Below are 20523 nucleotides of genomic sequence, written 5' to 3'. Positions count from 1 at the left end.
GTGGCACGCCGGTGCCGCCCGCCCACTTGGGCGGACGGCACCGGTTCAGTTCGTCACGCGGTCCGCGACGGCGGCGCGTCGGCGGCGGCCCCGAAGCGGGGCGGGGGCCAGTTGCCCGTGTCGGTGGCGCGCGGCGGAGGCCAGTTGCCCGTGTCCGTGGCGCAGGGAGGCGGCCAGTTGCCCGTGCCCGTGGTCCTGGGCGGCGGCCAGTTGCCTGTGCCGCCCTCTCCCGTGAGCGGCACGTTCCCCGTGTGAGTGACCGCCTCGGTCGTCGTCCCCGTCGTCGTGTCCGGCGCGGTGTTCCGCGCCACCGCGGCCGCTTCACCGCGCACGGCGCCCGTTTCGGCTGCCGCGGCGGTGCCCAGGCCGACCACTGCCGCGGTCGCCCCGACTGCCACGCCGATCGCTTGCTTCATGTGCATGGAGTATTTCCCCCCGACCGAGCCCCTGCAGGGCTCGTCCGATCGCTGTGATGTGTCCGGCCTCCGGGGACGGCTGAGGCGCCTGGACGAGAACCCCCGTGGCGCCGGCCGATCCCTGGCCGATGACTCGATTGCAGCCGCCGCCGCGTTGTACGGCAGCCCCCCGCGATCACTCCGAACAAAGAGAACGCCGCCGGTCGCACGGGGTGGCCGAAGAAGACCGCCGCTTTTTGCGGCACGTTGCCGCGCGCCACGGCCCCACGTACCTTGACGCGGTCCGTCACGTGCCGAGGAGGGAACTGTGGGGCGTCGGGAGAGTCCGCTGGACCCGGACGCGGGACCCGTGGAGCGCTTCGCGTACGAACTGCGCGCGCTCCGCCGCGACGCGGGCGGCCCGACCTACCGGACGATGGCCGCGCGCGGCGAGTACTCGGTCACCACGCTCGCGCAGGCGGCCGCGGGAGAGCGGCTGCCGTCGCTGCCGGTCCTCCGGGCCTACGTGGCGGCCTGCGGCGGCGACGAGACGGAGTGGGAGCACCGCTGGCGCGCGGCCGGGGCGGAGGCGGCCGTCGTGCCCTCGGCCGCGGACGACGAGCCCGCGCCCTACCTCGGCCTGGCCCGGTTCGAGCCCGGTGACCGGGAGAAGTTCTTCGGCCGCGAGCAACTGACCGGAGAACTGCTCACCGTCGTGACGGAGAACCGGTTCGCCGCGCTCGTGGGAGCCTCCGGCAGCGGCAAGTCCTCCCTGCTGCGCGCGGGGCTGATCCCCGCCCTCCAGCACGCCGACGAGCCGCACCGCCGCCCCGCCGCCATCCGCATCCTCACCCCCGGCGCGCGCCCCCTCGCCGCGCACGCGGCACCACTGTCCCCGGCGGACGGCGAACGCGACACGGTCGTCGTGATCGACCAGTTCGAGGAGACCTTCACTCTGTGCCGGAGCCAGGAGGAACGCGCAGGGTTCATCGACCGGCTGCTCACCGCCCGCCGGCCGGACAGCCGGCTGCGCGTGGTCATCGCCGTACGCGCCGACTTCTACGGCCGCTGCGCCGAGCACCGCGCGCTCGCCGCGGCCCTGCGGGGAACCAGCCTGCTGGTGGGGCCCATGAGCCAGGATGAGCTGCGCCAGGCCATCGTCGGTCCCGCGGCCACTCAGGGAGCCCTCGTCGAACGGGCCCTGACCGCCAGGCTCGTCACCGAGGTCACCGACGAACCGGGCGGTCTGCCCCTGCTGTCGCACGCGCTCCTGGAGACATGGCGGCGGCGCAAGGGCCGGGCCCTGACCGAGTCGTCGTATGAGGCGGCGGGCGGCCTGCGAGGTGCCATCGCCCACACCGGCGAGGAGTTGTACGCGCGGCTCACATCCGATGAGGCCGCTCTCGCGCGGCACCTTCTGCTGCGTCTGATCACGCCGGGGGAGGGGGCACCGGACACCCGCCGCCCGGCCGACCGCGCCGAACTCCTCGCGGTGGACCCGGGCGCCGCCCCGGTCCTGGAACGCCTGGCACGCGCCCGGCTGATCACCCTGGAGGAGTCCTCGGCGGAGCTGGCCCACGAGGCGCTGATCACGGCCTGGCCCCGGCTGAGCACCTGGGTGGAGGAGGACCGTGAGCGGTTGCGGCTGCACCGCCGCCTGACGGACGCGGCGAGCGCGTGGGAGGAGAGCGGGCACGACACCGGGGCCCTGTACCGGGGCAACCGACTGGCCGCCGTGGAGGAGGCGTTCGCCGGGAGGGACGGCGACGTCGCGCTGACCGGCCACGAGCGGGCCTTCCTGGCCGCCGCCGTCACCGCCCGCACCAGGGACCGCCGCCGCAGCCGGTCCCTGCTGGGGACGCTGTCCGTCCTGCTGGTCCTGGCGCTGGTGGCCGGTGCGGTGGCCTGGCAGCAGAACCGTACGAGCGAGAAGCGCAGAACCGAGGCCGTCGCCCGCAAGGTCAGCGCCCTGGCGAACGGCATGCGCTTCTCCGACCCGGTCACGGCCATGCGGCTGAGCGTCGCCGCCTGGCGGGTGGCCGACACCCCGGAGACCCGCGCGGGGCTCATGGGCGCCCACACCCAGCCGGAGGAGGACGTGTTCACGGCGCCCGAGAGCCTGGAATCCCAGCAGTTCCTGAGCCGGGACGGGCGCACCCTCGTCGTCGCCGACCGCGGTCACATCACGAAGTGGGACGTACGGACCAAGCGCACGACGGGAAAGTATCCGGGCCTTGGCCGCCACGTCGGTTCGGCCACACATCTGAGCCCTGACGCGCGCGGACTCCTCGTGGAGACGGAGGACGGCGTCTTCGTCTGGGACATCGCCGCGGGCCGGGCCGGACATCCGCTGGGCTCGCCGAACGCGGTGGGCCTGGGGTTCGGCTCCACCGCGCGCACCGTCGTCCTGGGCGACACCGCCGACGTACGACCCCGCGTCTGGGACACCGCGCGTCGCCGTGTCCTGTTCACCGCTCCCGTCGGCCAGGTCGAAGCGGCCGTCGTCAGTCCGGACGAGCGCATGGTGGCGCTCTGCCCGGCCGGGAGCCGCCTCCAGGTGTGGGACATGGCGCAGAGGCGGCGGCTGCCCGTCCCCGACTCCTTGCCGAGCAAGGGAGACGACACGTGCGCCGACGTCCGGTTCGCGCCCGACAGCCGCACGGTGGCGGCCGTCACGCCCGACGCCGTGCGGCTGTGGGGGGCGCGGACCGGCAAACCGCTGCCGGGCGTCGATCAAGTGGGCGTGACCAGCCTGGAGTTCGGTGCCGACGGGAAGTTCCTCGTGACGTCGGACGCCGAGGAGATCAGTCTCTGGCGGCTGTCCGACGCCGAGAACCCGGTGCTGCGGTACCCGGTCACCACGCAATCCGTCGGCCGGCTCAGCCTCGACCTCGACGACCGTCGCATCCGCTATCTGTCACAACGCCAGATGCGAGGGGGCGTCGTGCGCTCGGTCGCCCTGCGCGGTGCCACCGCCACGACCTGGCTCGAACCCGCCGTGTCCGACGCCGCATTCGCCCCGGACGGCCGCCTGCTCGCCAGATCACGGCAGGAGGCCGACGGCATCCGCTTCCGACTGTTCGACGTACGCACCGGGCGCCATACGCGCGAGCTGCCCCGGCTGCGGTGCACCGAGGAGCACGTGGACGACTGCCTGGAGGACATGGCGTTCAGCGCCGACGGACGGACGTTCGCCCACCGGACGGGCCCGGTGGACTCGGCGGCGGGGGAGAGGTTCGCCATCTGGGACGTCGCCGCGGGCCGGGACAGGACACCGAAGGCCCTCCGGGCTCCCGGCCGGGAAGAGGCAGGCAACCTCGCGATGGCGCTGAGCCCGGACGGAAAATCCCTGTTCCTCTCCCGCGGGGAGGACGAAGAGGGACACACCGAGGTCTACGACGTACGCCGGGGAAACCGCACCAAGGTGCTGCGCGGCATGGGCGGAGGCGCCCTGGCCGTGCGGCCCGACGGCAGGCTGCTGGTCAATGCGAACGGCCGGACGGCCGACCTGCGCGACGGCCGCGTGAGCCGAGCGGGCCTGGGCCAGGACACGGTGACCACGATCGCGTTCAGCCCCGACGGCAGGCTGTTCGCGGCGGGCGACACCTCGGGGCGGGTCACCGTTTGGGACGGCGAACTGCGCCGACGCGTCGGGGAGTTCGACGGTACGTTCACCAGCGAACGCCAGGACGTCGCCGAGCCGGTGGGCACCCTGGCGTTTTCCCCTGACGGCAAGACCCTCGCCGTGGGCGGTTCCGAGGGAACGCTGCGCCTGTGGGACACCACCGCCAACCAGCCCCTGGGAGCCGCGCTTCCCACCCCCGGCGACCGTCAGATCTCGCTGGCGTTCGGCCCCGACAGCGCCACTTTGTACGCGGCGGGCGAGCGCGTCCCCCTCCAGCGCCACCGCGTCGCTCCCCGACAGGTGGCCTCCGACGTCTGCGCCCGCACGGGCGCCGGGCTGTCCCGGCGCGACTGGAGGGCGTACATCGCCGACGTACCGTACCGGCCCACCTGCTGAGCCCGTCCTGACGTCCCGGCGTCCCCGCCCGCTGATGCGCCTCTGGTGGGTGGTGTGGGTGGGAAGGCAGTCGCGTGGGCGTCCCAGCGTGCCGAGGGCCCGTCCCGTCGACGGAACATTTTACTCCTTGAGGTGGAGATCCTTCCGGTCTGTCGGAACTGTTTGGTTCAGGTCTATTGCAGCGGTTTCCCACAGAAGGTCAGGGGGCGCGCACAATGCTGGAAGGGCGCCGCCGCGGTGGCGGCGAGGGCGGAAGGGAGGGGCGGCGATGTCGTCTTCGGTCTTACGTGAGAGGTGTGGGGGACACGAGGGGCGCCGGTTGTGTTCTCGCGCCTGTTGATCAAACTGGAACAACCCCGGGAGGGCGAGGAGGGGCACGTGCCCGCTCGGGGCGGACAGTTCACGTTGATGCCCGTGACGGTGGCGGCACACTCGCGGCGCTGCCTCCTGCGGCGGCGCATCGACACCTTCATCCAAGGCCACCTGGCCGACCCGGCGCTGTCACCGACGTCGATAGCCGAGGCCCACCACATCTCGGTGCGCTACCTGTACCAGGTGTTCGACACCCACGACATGGCCGTCGCCGCCTGGATCAGGTACTGCCGCCTGGAGCGTTGCCGACGCGACCTGGCGGACCCGCGGTTGCGGACCCGGTCCATCGGCGCGATCGCCTCCACGTGGGGTTTCTCGGACGCGGCCCACTTCAGTCGGGCCTTCCGGGCGGCGTACGGCATGTCGCCGCGTGAATACCGCAAGCGAAGGGTCGTTCAGGGCTGAGCCCCGGGTGCGGGCGCCCGGCCCACGGCGAGCAGATACAGGGCCTGGGACTCCCCTCTGGGCGCTACACCGAGAACGCCGTTGACGACGTCGTCGACGAAGCCGGTCACCCCGCAGGCGCGTAACGTCCGGGCTGCCGCGACGAGTTGGAGATTCTGCGCGATGTGCCCGGCCTCCATCAGCGCGATCCGGTACCCGCGCTCCAGATACTTCGCCTGGACACGTCGGAACGAGGCGGCGAGGACCACGACGACGGCCGCGTCGTCGAGCACGCTCCCATGGGCCGAGTGCGCCGACAGCGCCTCACCGGCATCGGCCGGGCGGCCCGTGCCGACGAGGGCGTGCGTGAGCGGGTCGTAGCGGTAGAGGCCGCGCGGGAGTCCCGAGACCCGGCGCACGTACGTGTACACGTCCACGGGGTACAGCGCGCCGCCCGACGGCGCGGCCCGCAGCGGGACACTGCCGCCGTCGGTGGTGCCGGCCCAGCCGGTGATGCCCGAGGAGTAGTGCAGCAGGGCGGACACCTCGTCCAGGGTCAGGTCCCGGGGACCGAAGCGGCGGCGCGACCGACGCCGGGTGATCGCCTCCTCAAGGGGCACGGAACGGGCCGCGCGGACATCCGGCAGAGGGTGCGCCGTGCGAGGCGCTTCCGCGGCCCGGCCAACGGAGACGGTCGAGCTGTCACAGGGATGCGGGGCGGGCTCCGTCGCGTACGCGCTGTTGATCGCGTCCCGCTCCCGGAAGTGGTCGTGCAACTTGCTGTTCTCGTGCAGAATCCGGGACAGCCGAGGCAGGGGTGGCGCCCCCGCGCACACCGGAGTGCCGCACCACCGGCAGTCCGGATCCCTCGGGACGCGCCACGACTCCCTGACGGCTTTGCCGTTCGCGCGCACGCGCAGGCTCAGCACGCGCCCCCACATCGACCGGTCGGGGCTACCCGCCAGGCCGCGCCGCAGCGTTCCGAAGGCCTCGCGCAGGGCCAGCGCCGCCAGTTCGTCGGGCTTGGCCGGACCGTCGTCCGTGGCCGTGGCCCGTACGCGCGCCTCGCGCCCCGGTCCCGCTGGAGGGTGACGCACCTCGTCCAGCCGGAAGCCGTCGGCGGCGGGGAGCAGGTCCGGTGCGAAGCAGCCGAGGCAGGGCGTCGAGGGCGGCTTCATCCAGGGACCGACGTGTGCCGTCCAGGGGTCGGTCACGACACAGGGAACCAGCAGGGATCCCGAGGTGAGCACGGCCTCGTTCAGCGCGCCGCGCAGCCGCACCGCCTCCAGCGTGTCGTCCGCGTCCAGCGCGGCTACGACACAGGCCGCCCGGCCGGCCGCCGCGAGGTCCGCGAGTCGGTCACGCAGGGCTCCCACGGTCGTCTCGACCGGGCAGTGAGCGCCGGCGAAGTACTCGGGCCGTGACCCCGTCGGCTCGGTCGAGCGCCGTGCGTCGAAACCGACGAGGGCGAACGCGGCGCTGGTCACGCTGCTTCCCCTTTCTCCTTGACCTTGCCTGTGTCCTCCCCGGCGTCGCGGTGGAGCTGCCGGGTGTACGCGGCCAGGAACGCGTCACGGCAGCGCGCGAGATCGTCGACCGTGCAGTCGAGCACCGGCCGGGCGAGATCGGCGGGCCGCGCGCTGAACCCGTTGAGCCGCGCCAGGAGTGGCACCCAGGCCCGCCGCGGCGGACGATCCAGTACGGCGACGAACTCGTCGAGGACGGCGACACGGCCCTCGGCCAGCACGGTGCGCAACTCGGCGGAACCGAGACTCCGTACGATCTCGCCGGTGCGGGGCCCGATGTCCGCGCGGAACGCGGCGGGGCCCACGGAGGGCCGCGTGACACACGCGACGTAGCGACGGCTGCGCCAGGGAAAGTCGAACAGCTTCAGGAAGTACACCGGTCGTGGCCCCTCCCGCAGCTGACGGAACAGCGCGGAGCGGTACGCGGACAGCCCGGCGAGCAGCACCGACATCGCGCTCCAGTACTGGTCCAACGGGCCACCGCACAGGAACAGTTCGGGCTCCCGCCCGCCGGTCCTGCGGCGTACCGCCGCGAGCGCCTCGGCGTACTCCTGCCGCTCGTCCGTCCCTCTGCCGAGTGTGGTCCCGGTGTCGGCGGACACCGTGCGGTCAGGTGGAGAGGGCGGCGGAGTCGCAGGGTCCATGAGTTCTGAGAGACGCGACGACACAAAGGGCTGTCGGTCCAGCGTCGGCCGCGGCTCCGTACGCCGCCACTCCTCCCGGAACCGGTCGAGCGACGCCGGGAGCCGCCCCGCGCTGCGCAGGGCCTCGGGCAGGATCGCGTCCTCGACGGCGAGCACCCGCTGCTCCTGGGCGAAGTCGGCCGGTGAGGTGCCGGCCAGTTCGATGAGCCGGTCCACGTCGAGATGGGTCCGCCCGGCCGGGGACAGCAGGAACCGTACGGTGATCACGTCCTTGCGCAGGTGACCGGTGAGGGCGCTGAGCCCGGGGAGGCGGCCGAGTTCTCGCCCCAGCAAGTGCTCGGCAAGGTGGGCCAGCGGGAAGACGGGGCGCCAACCGGGATGGCGGGGGGTGTGCAGGGTCAGGGTCGTCCGCTCCAGGCCGCGCAGCTCCGTCGTACCGGCGTGAGTGAGGTCCATCGCGCCGTCACCCACGCTCCGCCGTCACCACGGCATGGGGAGCTGCGGCGCTCGTGCGCGCCGATTCCAGCAGGGCGAGAGCCGCCAGCATGGTGCTGTGCCGGGCCTGTCGTGCGTCGATCCGCGGATGGTTCCAGTCTCCCTCGGGCCGCTGCAGCCGGCGCAGCGTCGCGACGAGCCGGTGGAAGTCCTCGTCGCGGGCTCCGCACAGCGACAGGCACAGCGCCGACTCGGCGCACAGGTCCGCCCATCCGTACCGCTCGAACGTCGGCGCGTGCGTCCGCAGGAAGTGCAGATTCCGCCGCAGCGGCCGGGGATCCGCCGTAGTCCGGCGGAAGGTGCCGAACGCGAAGAGCACCGCGTGGGTGTGGAAGTACGCCTGGGTCAACAGCCGTACGGGGCCGGTGAGTCCCGCCGCCGCCTCGTCGGCGGTGACGGGCACCGGCAGAGCGCGCGCCATGGCGTGCTCGCCCATCTCGTCGAGGTTGTGGGCCAGGCACAGGGCGTACAGCGGCGACAGGCGGTCGGCGGCGGGAAGCGAGCGCGCGCACCCCTCAAGGGCCTGGCCGACGAACCGCTCGGCAGCGGCCGCGTCCGGACGCCGGACGCGGAGCAGATGCGCGAGCATGGCGGCACCCAGCAGGTCGGCGCCCTCGGCGTCGGCCCCCTGGGCGAACGCGTCCCCGACGTGCCATGAGCCGCCCGTCGGCAGCGCGCAGGCCTCGTCGAGGAGCACGTCGAGCCGGTCCCGCCACCCCTGTGTGTCGTCGGGGCACAGCGAGGCGAACCGCACGAGCAGCATCTCGTAGAACCACGCCTCGTCCGCCAGCGGCAGGACAGGGCGCGGGCCGTCGTCGTCGGTCAGGTCGGCGACACGAGGGTGCCGCAGCGAGCGCAGCGCCGCCTCGGCGGCCGCCAGGTCCCGCCCGCCGGACAGGTGACCGGCGGCGGGATCGTGCAGCGTCATGACGAGGCCCCCATAGCGGCGCCCACGTCGGAGACGCGGACGATGCCGTTGACGAGCATGCGGTCCTCGCCGTCGGTGGCGCCGATCACCCACTCGCCCGGCAGCAGCTCGGGGTTGTCCTCCAGCGGCAGGTCGGAGACGACGACCGGCGCGGCGGGCGCCGCTTCGAACCGGCGCACCTCCTGGATGCCCACGGTGTTGTAGCCGACCTTCACGACGGTCGGGCCGGTCAGCTCCTCGAGCCCGAGGACAAGGCGCAGCACACGGCGGCCCCGCTCGTCCGTCGCCTCGCCCAGATCGGCCTGCCCGAGGGACAGCGGCGAGGTGAACTTGTCGGGGAACACCGGCACGTAGGGCCGTACTTCGCCGCGCCGGTTGTAGGTCAGCACCGAGGAGTACAGCATGTAGCCCTCGTCGTCGTGCACGGCGACGTTCACGTAGCTCTTGGCGCCGTCCTTGAGCGCGACAAGGGTTTCGGTCGTTCCGCCGGGGGCCTCAGGGCGGAGCACGAGGCCCGACTCCCGCACCTCGTTCAGGAGCGGGAAGCTGTACGTGTGCTTGACCGCGAAAGGCTTGGTCAGGCCCTCGACGCGGGTGGTGCACCGCAGTTCCACCACTCCGGGCGACGCGAGGCGTCCCGAGTGGCTGCAGTGCACGGCCGCCGTGCGGGAAGCCAGCGTGGGACTGATGACATAGCGCGCCATGGCCTCCTCGAGGGACCGCCCGGCGAACTCCTCCTTGCGCATCAGCCCCGCGACCAGCCTGGTCGTCGCCTGCCTCATGGTGACTCCTCTCGTTGCCCGGCGGACTCCGCCTGCAGGGGGACCGCCCGCAGCCTTGTACCGGGGCTGGGGCGCAGAATGATGCCGACGTCGGCCGTGGGCGGGCCGCCGACGGGTTCGAGCCGGAAGCCCTGGAGCACCCGCGTGAGGACGACACCCGCGGTGACCTGCGCCAGCGACCGGCCGGGGCAGGACCGGCGACCGCCGCCGAAGGGGAAGTACGCGTATCTGGGTGCCCCGGCCGTGGCATCTCCGAGCCACCGGTCCGGGAGGAATTCGTCGGGCCGCGGGAACCACCGCGCGGAACGCTGGATGCCGTACGGCGAAGCGAGCAGCACGGCTCCCGCGGGCAGGCGTACACCGGACAGTTCACAGGTCCGCCCCGTGGCCCGCATGATCGTCCACGCCGGTGGACACAATCGCAGCGCCTCCGTGAACACCGCCTGGAGCAGCGGCATCCCGGCCAGGTCGTCCGGGCCCGGGGCCCGGACGCCGACCGTCGTCCCTATCTCGGCGCGCACGCGGTGGGTGACGTCCGTGTCGCGGCTGAGCAGCAGCAGCGACCAGGCCAGCGCGGTGGCCGTCGACTCGTGCCCGGCGATGAGGTGCGCCAGGACCTCGTCGCAGACCTGGTCCGGGGTCAGCGGCTCCGCGGCGCGTCCCTCACCCGGCGATTTTTCGGGCGGCCCCGTGAGCAGCCCGATGAGGTCGTCACCACCGGTGTGGGAGGCCACCAGACGGAGCACCGCGGCGCGCAGCTCCCCGGCGGCGTGGGCGAAGGCACGCTCAGTGCGCGGGCTCGGCTCCGCGCCGGGCGGTGCGGACTCCAGGGCGTGGATGCACTCCATCACCGTCCGCAGATGATGTCCGAACGCGCGCAGGTCGAAGTCGTCGTCGGTGCCGCACAGGTGCCGCAGGACCGCGGCGAGGGTCAGGGTGCGCATCTCCTCGTGGATGTCGTGAATGTCGGAGATCCCATGGGTGCCGGCGGTGCCTTCTGCACCCGCCGTGCCGACGTCCGCCCAGTCGCGCAGCCGTTCGTCCGTGACCTCGGCGACGACGCGCGCGGCACGCCGCACGTACCGGGCCCCCGTGATCCGCACGCTTCTGCGCCGCGACCGGGCCCAGGCGGGCCCCTCGCTGGTCAGCACGTTCTCGCCGAGGACCTGCTTCCACCGCTCCATCTTCGGTTTGAAGTACGCGGCATCGTGATCCGTGAGTACGACGTCCACGGCGTCCGGGTCGCTCACGACGAGACAGGCGCCCGGACCGGTGTCGAGGCGGGCCAAGCGGTGCGCGCTCTCCTCAGCCGACCGCCGCAGCAGGTCCAGGGGCTGCCGGCGCAACTCCTCCAAGTGCCCGCCCGGGACGTCGGCCCCGCCTGCCCCGGCCCGTTCCGCGCCGTCCTGCCCCGCGTGCGCCGGACAGCGTGCCGCCGACGGCCCCGGCGGGCTCACCAGGGGTACGGCCTTCCAGTTCACCGGGACACCTCCTCGCGTCATGGGGACACCTCCTCGCGGCCGCGGCTCAGGGCAACGGATGGGGGAACGGGTGCGGGTCGGGCGCATCGCCGGTGAGCGTCCCCGCGGCCCTGGCGCGGGCGGGGTCCAGGTTGCGGAAGCGATGCGCGCCTTCGAGGCTGTACAGGCCGGGCACGACGACCCGCCGGACGACGCAGCCGGCGGCGCGCAGCACGTCGAGGCTCATGTCGGCCGCGTACGCCCGGTGGCCGCGCCGGTGCAGCGCCGCGAGGGTCGCGTCGAGGCTGGGCGGCGCGGTGTCGAGGTCCGTCGTCGCGTCCGGGAGCTCCTCCACCGTGACCGAATCGCCTCGGACGTTCAGGAACTCGGGGCGGGCTGCGAGACAGGCGTCCAACTGGTCGGGGAACAGCGAGTAGAAAGCGGCGCCGTGCTCGAAGGAGCGCACCTCGGCGAAGTCGCCGCCGAAGGACCAGTCCGCCTGGGTCGCGCACAAGTGCCTGACGTACGGCACGCCTTGGAGGGCTTCGAGAAGGGCTTTGCGCAGGGCGGCGTCCAGGCTGCCTCGGCAGGCGGAGCCGACGGCGAGGAGCGGACCGGCCGCGTCCCGCACCCGCAGGATCACCAGGCAGACGGGAATGCCGAGGTCGGAGGTGATGTCGAAGGCGTCGACGGTGTAGCGGTCGTCGAGTTCGGCGGCGTCGCTCAGCTGACGGCCGAGCCCGGCGTCCGTGTCGATCCTGCGCACGGGCAACTGCCAGTGCCAGGCGAGCACCAGGGCGTCGCGTTCGATCACCTCCCACAGAGCGGAACGGGTGGCGTTCCGTGTCCCGAACCCGAAGGCGAGACCGGTGGTGACGGCCGGCAGCATCCCGTGCTCCGCCTTGGCTCTGAGGTAGGGGAAGCAGACGGCCGGACCGGGCAGCCAGACGCCGTCCCCGGTGTGCAGGTCCTCACCCGGGTACCACCGCAGTTCGCTGTCCTCGGTCAACGGCCGGAAGGGGAAGCCGGGTTCGGCGAACTGCTCGGGTGCGAAGGGCGTCCACGCGCCCGGATGGACGCGCGCGCCGGGATCGTCCGCCCAACTGCCCCTGCGGTAGGGCGCGGTCCTGCTGTACTTGATGGCGGAGTAGCGCTCCAGGCCCTCGGCGGCCGCTGCGATCCAGCTGTCGGTCGGCCGGAACCCGGCGCCCGCGCACTTCGTGTACCGGCCGAAGCGCCCCAGTTCCGCCACCGCGGGCCCTGGCAGACAGGTGTGGCTGTACACCGCCGGGTCACCCGGCCTGCGACGGACCCGGGGGACCGCGGCGAACACCTGCTCCTGGCGGATGATCCGGTCGAGCAGAGGGTGCGCCTCGGGCAGCGGCGACCTGGTCGCGCGGCCCGAGGCGCCGGCCGCTCCCGGCGGAGTCTCCTGGCGGGGGTCCCGCTGAACTGCTTTGGGCGACGAACTCCCCGTCATGAAGAACTCCTTGTCATGGGTGCGGCGGGGTGCTGTGCAATTGCTCAGGACTTACGGGCATGCCGTTCGGGCGGCAGCGCCCGCGCCCGCCACCTCACTCGTCGGCGGCGACGTCCAGGTCGTCCTCTTCCATCTCGAGGGAGCAGCAGGAGGAGCCGATGATGAATCCGACCTCGATGTCGACTTCCTCGATCTCAGCGGTCATGATGTTCTCCGACATTTTCTTCTCCCATTCTCCGGCCCCGCTGCGGGGCCGGTGACGGTACGTCAGCCGGACACGTCGTCCGGCCTTGGGGAATTTCCTCGGAAAGCGCCCGGCCGAATGGACCGGACAGCAGTTCCGAGATCGCCCCGTCCATGTGCTGGACGAGATCGGCGGGCAGAAAACGCCCGCCTTCGCCGTCCAGCCGGACGGCCGGGGCCCGCCAGTGGTCGACGGTGAGGAGCCGCGTCCTGAGCCGCTCCAGGAAGACCGTTGACCACGACGGAGCTGCGATGCCGAAGGAGAGCGAGACGGACGCCGCGTCCTGGTGCGCCTCGGTTCCGTGCCAGTGGCCGCGCGGCAGAAACAGACTGCCCCCCGGCCCCAGGTCGACGGTGTCGCACTGCTCGGGCGCTCCGGCGCCGGGCGCCTCGGGGCGGTAGTAGCGCGCCAGCTCGGTGGATACGCGACCGCCCGCCGCGTAGTTGGCCGTCGGATAGCGCAGCCCGGTGTTGGCGGCGAGACGCCAGCGCTTGTCTCCGCTGACCTGCACGATCACGACGTCCTTGTCGTCGAAGTGCAGGGGCAGGCCACTGCCCGGAGGTGAGACGAAGGCGGAGCAACCGCAGAACCGCCGCGGTACGCCCAAGGCGTGTGCCAGCGCGTCGAGCAAGGTGTCGGCCGCCGGGCACACCCGGTCGAACTCCTCCAGGTTCACCGACACGCCGTCGTCGAAGAAGGCGCCTCCCTGCGGGCCGTCGACGACGATGTCGGCTCGGTACCGGCCCGGCGAGCGGGCCAGATGCAGCCGCACGCCGTGCGGATGACCGCGCACGAGAGTACGGGCGTCGTGGGCGAAGAGGGCGGAGTCCCGAATTCCTTCAATGATTGCGGGTTCACCGATGTCCACGAGCCGAAGCCCCTCCCGCACCGCCCTCCTGACTTCCGTGGCCCCGGCCCGGGGAAAGAGGGCCGAGAGTATGTCGTCTTGTTGCGTGCGCTCCGTCGTCCCCACGCTTCTCCGCCGTTCTGAAAGCTTCTCCGGTATCTGCTCAGGAGCGTGCCGTACGGTGCGGCAGGAAGTCTTTGACGGAGCGTGCGCAGCAGTTGTCGTTCTCTGCACAGCGGCTTGAATGCGGACGCCGGATGAAATGCGTACGAGAAAGGGGACCCGGGCGGGCAACCTCAGGGTGCTGAAACGGGTTGCCGGGTTCCTCTACGGCCGGTTCAGGTTCAGGCTCAGTACGCGGTCGACGGCGATCTCGACGACGACCAAGTCCCGTGGGACGGGTGGGGCCGCGCGGTAGCGGTCGATGTATCGGCGGACCGCCTCGGCCAGCCGCGCGGGTTCGTCGGTGACGGCGGCCCGGCCCTCGAGGGTGACCCAGCGGAAGCCGTCCGCCTGGCAGAGCGCGACACGGGCCGCCGGGCCGCCCGCCATCACGTTCCGGGCCTTGCGCGCTCCGGCCCGCGTGGTCACCCGGACCAGACCGGCGGCCGCGTCGAAAGTGAAGCGGACAGGGGTGACGTGCGGGGTGCCGTCGGCACGGAGCGTGGTGAGGGCGGCCGTGTGGGGGAGAGTGAGAAACGCCCTTGTGGTGGCCGGGAGTTCGACGGTCGGTGCCCGGCTCACTTCTTCTTCACGCCCTCGTTCCAGATCAGCTTGGCGATGTTCGGCTTGACGGCGGTGGTGATGACACCCATGGCCGTACGGACGTACAGTCGCTCCTCCCACTCGTGCAGCATGCTCGCGGCGAGGTCGGCACGGGCGGTGAAGACGCCGTCAGCGCTGGTCTCGGCGGTGTGGTAGTTGGTGACGACGGGGTGCTCGAAGAGGCCCGAGGGGCGAACGAGGGTCCAGTCGAGGTCCGTCCGACGGATCACGGCCTCCATGCGGCGCATGTCCTCGTGGAGGGTGCGGCCGAGGCGTCGGTTCACCAGCGGGTCGAGCACATGATTGAAGAAGTGCGCGCCCGTGGGGCGCCAGTTCGGGTCGGCGATGCTGGAGCTCACGGCCAGCAGGCGCTTGATGCCGTGGCGGGCCATGGCCCCGGTGATGGTTGTGGCGCTCGCCGAGTACGTGGTGATGGTCTCCTTGCTGAAGCGCGCGCCCAATGCGGAGAGGACGGCGTCCGTGCCCTCGATCGCGGCGTCGACAGCCACCGGGTCGGTGGCGTCGGCGACGGCCACGGTCAGGCCGGGCCGCGGAGGCAGGGAGCCGGGGCGGCGGGTCACGGCGACGACCTCGTGACCGGCGGCGAGGGCCTGGTCGGTGAGGTGGCGGCCGGTCGGTCCATTGGCGCCGAAGACTGCGATACGCATGGCGTCGGATCATCCCTTCGTGTGGTTACCGGAACGCCCTTGACTGTGCCGATCACGAAACGCAGGCTCAACGCTGATGAATAACTCCGCCCCTGCCCCCGCCCGCACCCGAGGCCGCCCCCGCGGCAACCCGCCGACCCGAGAGTCGATCGTCTCGGCCGCCCGCACGCTGTTCCTGCAGCGCGGCTACCGGGGCACCACCCTGCGCGCGGTGGCCGGGGCCGCCGGGGTCGACCCGGCGCTGATCGCGTACCACTTCGGTTCGAAGAAGGGCCTGTTCGCGGACGTGATGCAGTTCCAGTGCGCCAACGCGCTGGCGGGGGACGACGTCCTCGGTGGCGACCCGGCCACCCTCCCCGACCGCCTGATCGACGCGGTGACGGACCTGTGGGAGGACGCCGACTTCCTCCAGCTCACCGCCCAGGGCCAGGAGGCCGCCGAGGTGATCCGCGAATACCTGGAAGGCGAGCTGCTGGCCCGGCTTGTTGAATTCCTCGGCGGCCGGGACGCGACCGCCCGCGCCACGGCCGCGGTGACGATCCTCGGCGGCCTCATCTACACCCGCTACCTCAACCCCCTCCCCACCCCCGCGTCCCTCACCCCGTCCGAGACCCGCCACGTCCTCACCCCCGCACTGCGCGCGGCACTGGCCCAGAGGGCGCGTACCGCGGCGACCAGCAGAGCGGGCGGTGGGGGTGCGCCGAACTCCGGTGGAGGCGCTGTCCGGTCTTGACTCGGTTGCGGCCCAGTTCGCGGGCGCTGGGCGGGAATGCTGGTCGCGGTCGGTACGGCCCGGGGCAAGTGCTGTCTCGCGAGACCTGGCCCCCGTCGAAGGCCCCGGTACAGCAGTTTCATGCAGGAGCGGTCCGAAGGACCTGCGCGTCACGTCATCCGCACGATCGAATAGGGGATGACTTCGTTCTGGACTGGCAAACGGGTACGTCTGCGCGGTATCGAGCCCGACGACTGGACGGCGTTCATGCGCTTTGCCGTCGACGAGGAGCGGTTGGGGGACCTGCTTCACCCGCCTCGCTCCGCCGAGGGGTTCCGGGCCTGGGCGAAGGAACAGGCCGTCGCGAAGCCCGACGGCGACTGCTTCGGGTTGGCCGTCGAAGCTGTGGACACGGGGGAGATTGTCGGGGCTCTCGGCTCGCGCCACGCTGATCCACATGCGGGGTGGTTCGAGTACGGCATCACGATGGGCGCTGAGCACCGGCGCAGGGGCTACGCGGCTGAAGCGGTGGTGATGCTGTTGGGGTTCATGTTCACCGAGCGGCGATATCACAAGTGTGAAGCGCGGATCTTCGCGCACAACGAGGCATCGCTGGCACTGCATCGTCGCCTCGGCTTCGCCGAGGAAGGGCGTCTGCGCGAGCGCGTGTTCTTTGCAGGCCGACACCATGATCTCGTCGTGATGGGCATACTCGCCGACGAGTTCGCGCAGTTGCACTCGATGTGCGAGCCTACGTGAGTGCTGAGCCGCCGACACGGAGTGGGGATTGCGGCAACTCGCCGGTGACGAACCCATGTTGGGGTGAACGAGCTGGGTCAACCGCGGGGCGGATCCAGGGTGCCGCCTTCCGTCGATCACCGTCACGGTCACGTCGGCATGTCAGAGGCCGTGCCGTTCGCGGTTGTTTCGGGAGGCGGGCCTGCGCCTGATCTCGAGCGGTGGGATCGGTGCTGTGGCCGTTGCTGGGGGCCGGCGGCGGGTTCAGCCGGTGAGGTCGGTTGCTGCTGCTGTGATGAGGTCGGTGACCGGTGTCGGCTGGGAGGCCAGTGAGGCGTGGCTGGTGTCGAGTTCGACGGTTGCGCGGGGGTTCATGCGCTGGGCCATGCGTCGCTGGTTGTCGGGGTGGATCATGCGGTCGGCGGTCGAGATCTGAAACCAGGTCGGCTTGGCGCGCCATGCGGGTGCGGTCACGGTGTCGGCGAACGTCGAGCCGAGGGGAGCTTTCTGGGTGACAGCCATGACCAGGGCTTCGTCGGCGGGCAGATCCTGGCAGAAGCTCTCGTGGAACTTGTCCTGCTTGACCCACAGGTAGCCGTCGGAGTCGGGCGCGATGTTTTCGAAGGCCGCGGGCGGCTTTTCCTGGGTGATCTGTCCCGGGCTCTCGCCGGCGTCCGGAGCGAACGCGGCGACGTAGACGAGGGCAGCCACGTTCGGCAGGTCGCCGGCCTCAGTGATGACCGCCCCGCCGTAGGAGTGCCCCACGAGCACGACGGGACCCTCGATTTGCCTGACCATTGTGCGGGTGCGATCGGCGTCGTCGGCGAGCGAGGTCAACGGGTTCTCCACCGCGTGCAGTGAGGTGAAGCCCCGCTTGTTCAGCTCGACGATGACCTTCGACCAGTGGGCTGCGCCGCCCCAGAAACCGTGCACCAGGACAACCGTCGGCTTGTCTGTCATGGGGAAGACACCCGTCTCGCTCGGAGGTCCCCCCTCTTTGGGGTCACGTTATGTGCGCGGTGGCCGGGCCGCGACTGCGGCTGGTTGCTTCGTACGCAGTGGTTGTTGCCACTGGTGTGCCCGGTATGGGGTGGGGTGGTTTCCCCGGCCTTTGGCCGGGTTGCGGTGGGGGCTGGGGAAACGTGGTGAGGCGGCAGCGGGGGTGGTGTGGCCGGGTGTTCCGGGGTGTCCGGTGTTCCGGTTGGTTGTGCTGCGGTGTGGCTGGTGTGGCCGTAGTGCCTCTGTGGTGGTGCGGTGTTGGTGCTCTTGAGTGTGTCCGGGGTGGGTGGAGATCTGCTGGAGTTGGGCTCGAGGGTTGCGGGAGGGTGGTGGTCGTGAGGCTCGGAGGGTGGTGGTTGTGGGGGTTCAGAAGAGGGCTTGGATGCTTTCGTGGTCGTGTTTGCTTTCCAGGTCGGTCACGCTTGCGAAGCTGAAGCAGACCATCATGCGCTCGGCCGCGTAGGTCAGTGGGGAGACTCTGTGCAGCGTGGTGCCCGCCTTGAGCAGGTAGGCGCTGCCGGCGCTGGGGTGCCTGCGTGTTACCGGGCCGGCTGTCACGTATTCCTTGACGCGGGGGTTTGTGGGGTCCCATGGCACGTCCTTGACGTACTCCAGGCTGCCGCCGTTGTTCTCGTCGGGCATTTTGAAGATCCACACCAGCGCCCATGTGTAGTCGTCCCAGTGCCAGCCGTGGACATCGCCCGGCTCGTGGAGCCGTGTGGCGATGTACTGCTCCGGCTCGTATGGAACCGGCAGGACCTTCTCGTCCACGATCTCTTCGAGCGCCGCGCGGAGGGCGGACGATTCGAAGACCGCCGGGATGGTGCTGCTGCCGTTCGCGATGATGTCGCGTGCGAGGGTGGTGAACCTGCGGGGTGTGCACCCGCTCTGCTCGATGTTGGTGTCCCGGCGTCGGCTCTGTCCGTCGAAGAGATCCTGGAGTTCCTGCAGGGTGCTGCGGAAGATTTCGTCCGGCATGAAGGCGGGGATCTCGGCGAAGTCGTTCTGCTGGTAGCTCTGGCGCAGAGCGGGTATCGCGGCTCGGAACCCGTGCGAGACCAGGTGGTGTTCAACGGTCTCGCGCACAGGAGTGCTGGAGTCTCGCATACGTCCATGAGACGGGTGGTGGCGGCTTTTCGCATGGTGAGGAGCACGGCGGAGGGGCCGACAGTCGCTGGGCCGATCGGGTGGCCATCCGAAGTGCGGGGACCTCCGGCTCGTCGCATGCTGCTGGCGTCGGCCCGTCATCGGTCCCGACACTCGACTGCGCCCTGGAGAGGCCCCTGCGGGTCCCTCTCCACTCACCGTGGGGAGGCCCGATGGACGGCGGCATGTGTGATGTGGTGGTGGTCGGCAACGGCATCATCGGCCTGTCCACCGCCTTCGAACTGTCCCAGCGTGCGGCCGACCTGCGGATCTCGGTCATCGGCCCGCCGGCCCGGGAGGGAGCGGCGTCTGTGGCCGCCGGGGCCATGCTGAACTGCTTCGGCGAAGCGACGGTCTCCACGCTCGGCGACCCGGCGTCGATCGCGAAATTCGCTGTCACCCGGGCTGCCCTGGATGCCTGGCCCGCCTGGCTGGACAAGCTCTGCGACGCGGCGGACGGGGCGCGGGCGCGGCGTTCGATGAGGCAGGGCACCTTCATCGTTCTCGGGGCCGGAGCGGCCGAATCGACGATCAGTAACTCCCACGCCATCCGTTCCGCGCTGGCCACCTATGACGAACCGTTCGAGGAAGTGGTCCCGGCGGAGATCAAAGGCATGGCCCCGGAGGTGAACTCGCGGCCTGTACGCGCACTCCACCTCCCCCGTGAGGGGTCGATCGACGCGCGGGAAGTCCTGGCCCTGCTGGAGAGAGCGCTGACGACGAGGGGAGTCGACGTCATCCCCGGCACGGTGGAGCAGTTGGTCATCTCCGACGGACGCGTGCACGGAGTCCGTCTGGCCGGCGGCGAAACGATGTCAGCTCCGACGGTGGTCGTGGCGGCCGGCAGCCTCACGCAGCGGTTCATCGAGCAGCTTCCCCCGGGAGCGGTGCCGCTGATGCTGCACGGCACCGGGCTGGGGGTGCTGACCCAGCGGCACGGCGTTCCCGGGTTCGGCCAGGTGGTGCGGACACCCAATCAGTCCGGTGCCTGCGGGCTGCACTTGGTGCCGTTGGACGACCTTGGGCACGAGTACATCGGAGGGACGAACCTCCCCTCCTTCCTCCCTTCCGCGGGGCCCAGCATCGGTGTGTCCTTCAACCTGCTGCGCAGGGCGTGCGAGGACTTCGACCACAGGCTGGGCTACTCCCGGATCCACCGTTGGCTGGTCGGCCGTCGCCCCGTCACGCTCGACGGATTCCCCCTGTTGGGCGCTGCCCCTTCGTGCCGGGGGCTGGTCTTCGCGACCGGCACGTACCGCGACGGCTTCCACAGCTCGCCGGTGATCGCCGCGCACCTCGCCGATGTGGTCCTCGAACGTGCCGTCGCCCACCCGTACTTCGATCACTTCGTCCCGGAGCGGCCGCCCATCGAGAGGACGAGCGTGGCCGCGGCCATCGACGAGTTCATCGTGCACGAGAACGACGACGCGGTCATGCTCGGCATCCGACTGCCGTACTGCGTCGCCCCCGAGAGCATCAGCGGGCATTACCGGCGGACCGCCGAGGACGTCTACTCCCGGATGGCCGAGCCCATCGCCCTGCTCCCGGAAATCCTCAACGCCGTGAACAACGAGCCGTCCGAGTGCCTGCGCCTGCTCAACCCTTACCTGCGGGCGGTTCGGGAGCGTTACGGTGCGTGGGTTGCTCCGCGTGCCTTGTGGTGTGCTGGGTGAGGGAGTGGGGTGTTTGGTCACTTTCGGCTTGGCCGCCTTGTCGCCTGTCGCTTGCGTCGTCTGGTCTGCTGTCCGGATGCCGTCCGTCTCTGTCGCCTGCTCCGTCCGGCCCGCCTCCGTGGCCCGGGCTGTGGCCCTTCGCCGGTGTCCGGATGCCGTCTGCCTCCGCCTCTGCTGCCCTTGGCCTGCTGCTGCCTGTCGCCGCCGTTGCCCGTTCGCCGCCCGCCGTCGTGCCGTGCTGGGC

18 protein-coding genes are annotated in these 20523 nt (G+C 71.3%); 5 read left to right on the top strand and 13 right to left on the bottom strand.

All coding sequences use genetic code 11. The annotated features are described in order from the left end of the window. Positions 1–53 precede the first annotated feature (53 nt). On the bottom strand, positions 54–422 hold the full coding sequence (locus tag IEY91_RS16435; protein ID WP_189174528.1) for a hypothetical protein: 369 nt from the start codon (positions 420–422) through the stop codon (positions 54–56). 301 nt (positions 423–723) lie between these two features. Here IEY91_RS16435 and IEY91_RS16430 point away from each other — a divergent pair, with 301 nt between their 5' ends. Together IEY91_RS16430 and IEY91_RS16425 are read left to right on the top strand one after the other, a co-directional pair. After that, entirely contained in the window at positions 724–4416 is a 3693-nt protein-coding gene (locus tag IEY91_RS16430) for a WD40 repeat domain-containing protein (RefSeq protein ID WP_229697008.1), read from the top strand. Between the two features lie 378 nt (positions 4417–4794). After that, complete coding sequence (locus IEY91_RS16425; protein ID WP_229697007.1) at positions 4795–5193, top strand: helix-turn-helix domain-containing protein; 399 nt, start codon at positions 4795–4797, stop codon at positions 5191–5193. Here the strand turns inward: IEY91_RS16425 and IEY91_RS16420 are convergent. From IEY91_RS16420 to IEY91_RS16375, 10 genes are all read right to left on the bottom strand, one after another. Further along, complete coding sequence (locus IEY91_RS16420) at positions 5184–6659, bottom strand: SagB family peptide dehydrogenase (RefSeq protein WP_189174526.1); 1476 nt, start codon at positions 6657–6659, stop codon at positions 5184–5186. The two genes, IEY91_RS16425 and IEY91_RS16420, sit on opposite strands and share 10 nt — an antisense overlap. Further along, complete coding sequence (locus tag IEY91_RS16415; RefSeq protein ID WP_164327883.1) at positions 6656–7798, bottom strand: hypothetical protein; 1143 nt, start codon at positions 7796–7798, stop codon at positions 6656–6658. Before IEY91_RS16415 ends, IEY91_RS16420 begins: the two co-directional genes overlap by 4 nt. 7 nt (positions 7799–7805) lie before the next feature. Further along, positions 7806–8765 (bottom strand): hypothetical protein, encoded by a 960-nt coding sequence (locus tag IEY91_RS16410; protein ID WP_189174525.1) that lies wholly within the window; start codon positions 8763–8765, stop codon positions 7806–7808. Beyond that, a complete protein-coding gene (locus tag IEY91_RS16405) occupies positions 8762–9547 on the bottom strand; it encodes a DUF5944 family protein (RefSeq protein WP_164327885.1) in 786 nt (261 codons plus the stop codon). The genes IEY91_RS16410 and IEY91_RS16405 overlap by 4 nt, the downstream gene beginning before the upstream one ends. Beyond that, positions 9544–11049 carry a cytochrome P450 gene (locus IEY91_RS16400; RefSeq protein ID WP_189174524.1) on the bottom strand — a complete coding sequence of 502 codons (1506 nt, stop codon included), beginning with the start codon at positions 11047–11049 and terminating at the stop codon, positions 9544–9546. The genes IEY91_RS16405 and IEY91_RS16400 overlap by 4 nt, the downstream gene beginning before the upstream one ends. Before the next feature lie 25 nt (positions 11050–11074). After that, the gene (locus tag IEY91_RS16395; protein ID WP_189174523.1) at positions 11075–12487 is read right to left on the bottom strand and encodes a YcaO-like family protein; all 1413 of its coding nucleotides are present in this window, start codon (positions 12485–12487) and stop codon (positions 11075–11077) included. Positions 12488–12581: 94 nt separating this feature from the next. Next, positions 12582–12692, bottom strand: coding sequence for a YM-216391 family RiPP peptide (locus IEY91_RS16390; protein WP_229697006.1), 111 nt, complete (start codon positions 12690–12692; stop codon positions 12582–12584). Then, entirely contained in the window at positions 12682–13704 is a 1023-nt protein-coding gene (locus IEY91_RS16385; RefSeq protein ID WP_229697005.1) for a JmjC domain-containing protein, read from the bottom strand. The genes IEY91_RS16390 and IEY91_RS16385 overlap by 11 nt, the downstream gene beginning before the upstream one ends. Before the next feature lie 201 nt (positions 13705–13905). Beyond that, a complete protein-coding gene (locus IEY91_RS16380) occupies positions 13906–14322 on the bottom strand; it encodes a pyridoxamine 5'-phosphate oxidase family protein (RefSeq protein WP_189174522.1) in 417 nt (138 codons plus the stop codon). After that, positions 14319–15011 (bottom strand): NAD(P)-dependent oxidoreductase, encoded by a 693-nt coding sequence (locus IEY91_RS16375; protein ID WP_189174521.1) that lies wholly within the window; start codon positions 15009–15011, stop codon positions 14319–14321. Before IEY91_RS16375 ends, IEY91_RS16380 begins: the two co-directional genes overlap by 4 nt. Positions 15012–15087: 76 nt before the next feature. On the opposite strand from IEY91_RS16375, the gene IEY91_RS16370 reads away from it, so the two are divergent. Further along, positions 15088–15744 carry a TetR/AcrR family transcriptional regulator gene (locus IEY91_RS16370; RefSeq protein ID WP_189174520.1) on the top strand — a complete coding sequence of 219 codons (657 nt, stop codon included), beginning with the start codon at positions 15088–15090 and terminating at the stop codon, positions 15742–15744. A 177-nt stretch (positions 15745–15921) separates the two neighbouring features. Continuing rightward, a complete protein-coding gene (locus IEY91_RS16365) occupies positions 15922–16482 on the top strand; it encodes a GNAT family N-acetyltransferase (RefSeq protein ID WP_189174519.1) in 561 nt (186 codons plus the stop codon). Between the two features lie 243 nt (positions 16483–16725). On the opposite strand, the gene IEY91_RS16360 is transcribed toward IEY91_RS16365, so the two are convergent. Together IEY91_RS16360 and IEY91_RS16355 are read right to left on the bottom strand one after the other, a co-directional pair. Further along, positions 16726–17421, bottom strand: a complete 696-nt coding sequence (locus tag IEY91_RS16360; RefSeq protein ID WP_189174518.1) for an alpha/beta hydrolase — start codon at positions 17419–17421, stop codon at positions 16726–16728. A 405-nt stretch (positions 17422–17826) separates the two neighbouring features. Next, on the bottom strand, positions 17827–18567 hold the full coding sequence (locus IEY91_RS16355; RefSeq protein ID WP_189174517.1) for a HalD/BesD family halogenase: 741 nt from the start codon (positions 18565–18567) through the stop codon (positions 17827–17829). Positions 18568–18779: 212 nt separating this feature from the next. Between IEY91_RS16355 and IEY91_RS16350 the strand changes: the two genes are divergently transcribed. Then, complete coding sequence (locus tag IEY91_RS16350) at positions 18780–20279, top strand: NAD(P)/FAD-dependent oxidoreductase (protein ID WP_189174516.1); 1500 nt, start codon at positions 18780–18782, stop codon at positions 20277–20279. The last annotated feature ends 244 nt before the right edge of the window (positions 20280–20523 follow it).

This window comes from Streptomyces lasiicapitis, from assembly GCF_014646335.1.
Taxonomy (GTDB): domain Bacteria; phylum Actinomycetota; class Actinomycetes; order Streptomycetales; family Streptomycetaceae; genus Streptomyces; species Streptomyces lasiicapitis.
Note: the sequence above shows the minus strand (reverse complement) of the source record. Positions and strands in the feature narration are given on the sequence as shown.

What these genes read in the sequence shown, in the direction of transcription:
- IEY91_RS16435 (WP_189174528.1), bottom strand. Translation starts at nt 422, where the DNA reads ATGCACATGAAGCAAGCGATCGGCGTGGCAGTCGGGGCGACCGCGGCA.
- IEY91_RS16415 (WP_164327883.1), bottom strand. Translation starts at nt 7,798, where the DNA reads ATGGACCTCACTCACGCCGGTACGACGGAGCTGCGCGGCCTGGAGCGG.
- IEY91_RS16410 (WP_189174525.1), bottom strand. Translation starts at nt 8,765, where the DNA reads ATGACGCTGCACGATCCCGCCGCCGGTCACCTGTCCGGCGGGCGGGAC.
- IEY91_RS16405 (WP_164327885.1), bottom strand. Translation starts at nt 9,547, where the DNA reads ATGAGGCAGGCGACGACCAGGCTGGTCGCGGGGCTGATGCGCAAGGAG.
- IEY91_RS16400 (WP_189174524.1), bottom strand. Translation starts at nt 11,049, where the DNA reads ATGACGCGAGGAGGTGTCCCGGTGAACTGGAAGGCCGTACCCCTGGTG.
- IEY91_RS16395 (WP_189174523.1), bottom strand. Translation starts at nt 12,487, where the DNA reads ATGACGGGGAGTTCGTCGCCCAAAGCAGTTCAGCGGGACCCCCGCCAG.
- IEY91_RS16390 (WP_229697006.1), bottom strand. Translation starts at nt 12,692, where the DNA reads ATGACCGCTGAGATCGAGGAAGTCGACATCGAGGTCGGATTCATCATC.
- IEY91_RS16375 (WP_189174521.1), bottom strand. Translation starts at nt 15,011, where the DNA reads ATGCGTATCGCAGTCTTCGGCGCCAATGGACCGACCGGCCGCCACCTC.
- IEY91_RS16370 (WP_189174520.1), top strand. Translation starts at nt 15,088, where the DNA reads ATGAATAACTCCGCCCCTGCCCCCGCCCGCACCCGAGGCCGCCCCCGC.
- IEY91_RS16365 (WP_189174519.1), top strand. Translation starts at nt 15,922, where the DNA reads ATGACTTCGTTCTGGACTGGCAAACGGGTACGTCTGCGCGGTATCGAG.
- IEY91_RS16360 (WP_189174518.1), bottom strand. Translation starts at nt 17,421, where the DNA reads ATGACAGACAAGCCGACGGTTGTCCTGGTGCACGGTTTCTGGGGCGGC.
- IEY91_RS16355 (WP_189174517.1), bottom strand. Translation starts at nt 18,567, where the DNA reads ATGCGAGACTCCAGCACTCCTGTGCGCGAGACCGTTGAACACCACCTG.
- IEY91_RS16350 (WP_189174516.1), top strand. Translation starts at nt 18,780, where the DNA reads ATGGACGGCGGCATGTGTGATGTGGTGGTGGTCGGCAACGGCATCATC.